7 protein-coding genes are annotated in these 4,566 nt (G+C 37.4%); all 7 read left to right on the forward strand.

Annotated features, from left to right (window positions below):
- A partial coding sequence (locus Q0507_RS01545; RefSeq protein ID WP_298711361.1) for a glutamate-5-semialdehyde dehydrogenase occupies positions 1-668 on the forward strand: 668 nt, incomplete at its 5' end.
- Positions 669-807: 139 nt separating this feature from the next.
- Positions 808-1,422 (forward strand): nicotinate-nucleotide adenylyltransferase, encoded by a 615-nt coding sequence (nadD, locus tag Q0507_RS01550; RefSeq protein WP_298711364.1) that lies wholly within the window; start codon positions 808-810, stop codon positions 1,420-1,422.
- Positions 1,423-1,425: 3 nt separating this feature from the next.
- Positions 1,426-1,995: a bis(5'-nucleosyl)-tetraphosphatase (symmetrical) YqeK gene (gene yqeK, locus Q0507_RS01555; RefSeq protein WP_298711376.1), complete on the forward strand. Its 570-nt coding sequence runs from the start codon at positions 1,426-1,428 to the stop codon at positions 1,993-1,995.
- A gap of 15 nt (positions 1,996-2,010) precedes the next feature.
- A complete protein-coding gene (locus Q0507_RS01560) occupies positions 2,011-3,132 on the forward strand; it encodes an LCP family protein (protein ID WP_298711367.1) in 1,122 nt (373 codons plus the stop codon).
- Positions 3,133-3,148: 16 nt separating this feature from the next.
- A complete protein-coding gene (gene rsfS / locus Q0507_RS01565; RefSeq protein ID WP_298711371.1) occupies positions 3,149-3,511 on the forward strand; it encodes a ribosome silencing factor in 363 nt (120 codons plus the stop codon).
- A gap of 1 nt (position 3,512) precedes the next feature.
- Positions 3,513-4,421 carry a S1 RNA-binding domain-containing protein gene (locus tag Q0507_RS01570; protein ID WP_298711373.1) on the forward strand — a complete coding sequence of 303 codons (909 nt, stop codon included), beginning with the start codon at positions 3,513-3,515 and terminating at the stop codon, positions 4,419-4,421.
- Between the two features lie 5 nt (positions 4,422-4,426).
- A partial coding sequence (locus Q0507_RS01575) for an NAD-binding protein (RefSeq protein WP_298711379.1) occupies positions 4,427-4,566 on the forward strand: 140 nt, incomplete at its 3' end.

Raw genomic sequence — 4,566 nt, forward strand, 5'->3', positions numbered from 1 at the left:
AATATATTGATGTAATCATTCCACGTGGTGGTGCTGGACTTATTCGTCGAGTTGTAGAAGATAGTAGCATTCCTGTTATTGAAACTGGTAGCGGTGTATGTCATACTTTTGTTGATGAATATGCTAATTTAGAGATGGCTTTAGAAATCGCTGTCAATGCGAAGGTTCAACGCCCCTCTGTATGTAACTCTATGGAAACACTGTTAGTTCATCACGCTGTGGCTTCTGATTTTTTACCACGTCTTGATAAATCACTACAAGAATATGGTGTTCGTATTCACGGTGATGAAGCTGTAGCTCAATATATGGTAAACACAATTCCTCTAGAAGAGGATTCTTTCAACACAGAATACAATGATATGGATTTAAATGTACGTATCGTTGAAAATCTAGAGGAAGCTATTGATCATGTGAATCGTTATACGACACATCACTCTGAGGCTATTATCACAGATGAGCCTATGCGAGCCAAGATATTTATGAATTTAGTGGATTGTTCTACGGTGTATCATAATGCATCTACACGCTTTACAGATGGCTTTGAATTTGGTTTTGGTGCTGAAATCGGTATTAGTACACAAAAGCTTCATGCTCGAGGTCCTATGGGTTTACAAGCTTTAACATCTTATAAATACTTTGTATTTGGGGAAGGCCAAGTACGGACGTGAAGAAACTATATTATTTTGTAAGGGCATACTTCAGATATCTTCAAACACCTAAGGGCCGATATGAATGGATATCCTATGGAAAGGCATTGCTCTTATTCATCATTATTTGTGTCATTGTCATTAAGGGAGTGACCGCATTATGGTAGAAAAACGTCGCATAGGTATCATTGGTGGAACATTTAATCCCATTCATTTAGGTCATCTCATGATCGCAGAGGTGGCTTGTGAAAGTTTTAATTTAGAAAAAGTTATCTTTGTACCTGCTCGTATTCCACCGCATAAGCAACATGATGTGATTGATAGTCATCATCGCTATGCTATGACGGAGGCAGCAGTTTCAGATAATCCAAATTTTGAAATTTCTGATGTAGAGATGCTACGAGAAGGTCCTTCGTATACCGTAGATACGATTCAATATTTTAAAAATCTATATGGTCCTACTGTTGAATTTTATTTTATTGCGGGTACGGATACTATTCGTGCATTACCAACGTGGAAATTCATAGAAGAACTCTTAGATGAAGTTCATTTTATTGGCGCCACTAGACCAGATGGATCAAGTGCTATTGATTCTACTTTGGATGAATTAGGTCCTAAAGCACGTGAAAAAATACATGTTATGGAAGTGCCTGAAATGAAATTATCTGCTACGTATTTACGGGAGCGTTTGCGGTCAGGAAAGACTGTTCGATATATGTTGCCTAAATGTGTAGTAGATTATATAGAAGAAAACCATATTTATGGGAAGGAATAAATGATGTTATCGTTTGATGAAATTCAACATAGGGTAAGCCAATGGATGGGGAAAAAACGATTTAAGCATACCCTAGGTGTTGTTGAATCGGCAACTCAATTGGCTAAACTTTACGATGTGGATGTAGAAAAAGCGCGATTGGCGGCATTACTACATGATTGTGCTAAAGAAATGCCTTTGAAAGAGATGCAAGATTTGGTGAAGGAGAATAATTGCGAAGCTGATGAAGAATTATTAGCCAATGGTAATCTTTTACATGGATTAGCAGGCATGATTCGAGCTAAACATGAGTTCTCTATAATCGATTCAGAGATTCTAGAAGCTATTCGAGTGCATACGACTGGTAAGGTAAATATGTCTAAGCTAGATAAAGTTATATTTTTAGCAGATTATATTGAACCCAATCGAAACTTTCCAGGTGTAGAAGAACTGCGAAAGGTTGCAGTAAAAGATCTCGATAAAGCTGTATTATTAGGTTTCGATAACACTATTAATCATCTCATTGAGCAACATCTTTCTATTTATCCTTTGACCATTCTTGGGCGTAATGATGTATTAAAATCTTGTAAATAATGGAGTTTTTATAATATGGACGAACGTGAACGAGCAAGAGCTCGCCGACGCAGAAAAAGACGTCAGCAAAAGTCATCTGTAAAGTGGCCTAGAGTCATTTTGGCTATTGTTGTAGTGTTGGCTCTGCTCGGTGGAATAGGATATGGCATATATAGTGGCGTATCTTATGCATATCGAGCAATTGTAGGAGCTACTGAAGTTACTGAAACAGTGACAGATAGTGGAAATAAACAGGATGCAAATACTGTAACGGTGGAGCAAAAAGGCTTAGATAAACCTCTATATATTTTGGTTATCGGCACTGATGACAATAATCCTAGCCAAGGTGATAGCTTATTTCTATTATCTGTAAATCTTGATCAAAAAACCATGGATGTTATTGGTATTCCAAGTAATAGTAAAATCGATAATCGTGACCAAACAGATGCGACCATGTTAAATGGTATTTACGAAAAAGGTGGTATTGAGCTTACTAAAGCTGTTATTGAAGATATGTTCCATATTTCAATACCATACTATGTGGTAGTTAATCAAGATGCATTCAAAAAAACTAATGATGTGTTAGGGAATCAACAAATTTACGTAGAGCAACCGATGGAACATATTGATGCAGAAGGCAATAAGGATATTGATTTACGACGTGGTTTCCAAACATTGGATAGTAATAATGCCTTAGCATATTTACGATATTCTGATCCTAAACACGATACATTTACTCGTGTACAACGACAAGAGCGATTCTTAAAGTTGTGGGTAGAACAAGAGCATAATGCATTTTTTATAACAAATGCATGGCATATTTGGCGTATTTGGGAGCATTATGATAGTAATATCTCCACTTTAGATGCTATTAAACTGGTATATAATGCGAGCAAAATTAATAAAGAAGAAATCCACTTCTATATACTTCCTGGTGAAAAAGAACTTATAGGTGAAACGACTTATTGGAAGGTAAACCCCACGGAAGCTCAACGTTTAGTGGGTATTACAATGGGTAATTTACCAGCTAATGAAATGACGCAATTTATATCTGCACCAACAAATAGTACGTCGAAGGTTGCACCTGAATCAGAACATAATGGTGGCACTATTACAAAGCCTACAGAACCAGGTGAGGAGAGCGGTAGTAAGCGATAAGATAAGAGGCAATATAATGAAAAAGAAAGAAGATATTAAACAAATCGTATTAGAACTTGCACAAGCTGCATTTGATAAAAAGGGTAGAGATATTGAAATTCTTGATTTAGAAGGTATTTCAATGTTAGGTGATTATTTTTTGATTGCCAGTGCAAATAACATCAAGCAATCTCAAAGTATTGCTGATGAAATAGAAGATAAAGCAGCCGAATTAGGTATGACAGTACGGCACAGAGAAGGTTATCGTGAAGGAGAATGGATTTTATTGGATTTCGGCGATATAATTTGTCATGTCTTTGGTGGTGATGAATTACGTGAATTCTACGGTCTAGAAGAATTGTGGAATGACGCTGGTCGAGTTCCATTTGAAGGAGTATAATATGGCTACAGAATTGTTAGAAAATACAATTGCCACATTGAAAGTATTGCGTACTAGTGACCAAGGTGCTTTTCTAGATGGTCAAACAGGCAATACAAATGATGATATTTTGCTTCATAAAGATCAACAAACTTCACCAGTTACTATAGGAGATGAGGTAGAAGTATTTTTATATCGCGATCCAAAGGGGCGTTTGACTGCTTCTATGCGTTTACCAGCCATGAAGGTTGGCCAAATTGGTTATGTTGAGGTCATCAATACGACAAATTTTGGTTGCTTCGTTGAGGTTGGCACAGAACGTGGTATCTTTATGCCTCATGCGGAGATGCGTGGTCGCCCTCAGGTAGGGGAAAAGGTATGGGTTCGTCTTTATACAGATAAATCTGGTCGTTTTGCGGTCTCCATGGATGTAGATGATGAAATGCGTCGTGCCTCTAAAGCTGCTACTGAAGCTACAGGTGGTCAACTTGTAAAAGGTGCTATCTATAACTTAACGAGTGATGGGGCATTTTTTATCACTCCTGAGCGTTGGATTGCCTTTTTACATCGTTCTGAAATGACGAGAAAGTTAAAAGTAGGGGAAATGATTGAAGGTCGTATTACTTTCAAACGCGATGATGGTCGTGTCAATGTATCTATGCGCCCTACAAAGGAAAAAGCTCTTGTTTCAGATGGTGATATTATTATGGAATATCTTTTAAACCGCGGTGGAAAGATGCCATATAGTGATGAGTCTTCAGCGATGTTGATTAAAGATAAGTTCAATATTAGTAAGGCTGCTTTCAAACGTGCCTTAGGGCATTTAATGAAAGAGAAAAAAATTGTTCAGGAGGATGGTTGGACATTGCTTACCGATATAGGTCGCCAATGGACACCTCTTGTTAGTGATGAGTCCCAAGATGAGGAATAAAGACGATGAAAATTGTCATTGTAGGCGCTGGTAAGGTTGGTTATTCATTAGCACAACGTCTTATTCAAGACGATCATGATGTATATGTTATCGATCGCTCACCAGAACGCATTCATAATCTTGAAAATACATTAGATGTTAGCCT

The organism is uncultured Veillonella sp. (assembly GCF_938010505.1).
In the GTDB taxonomy this organism is placed as follows: domain Bacteria; phylum Bacillota; class Negativicutes; order Veillonellales; family Veillonellaceae; genus Veillonella.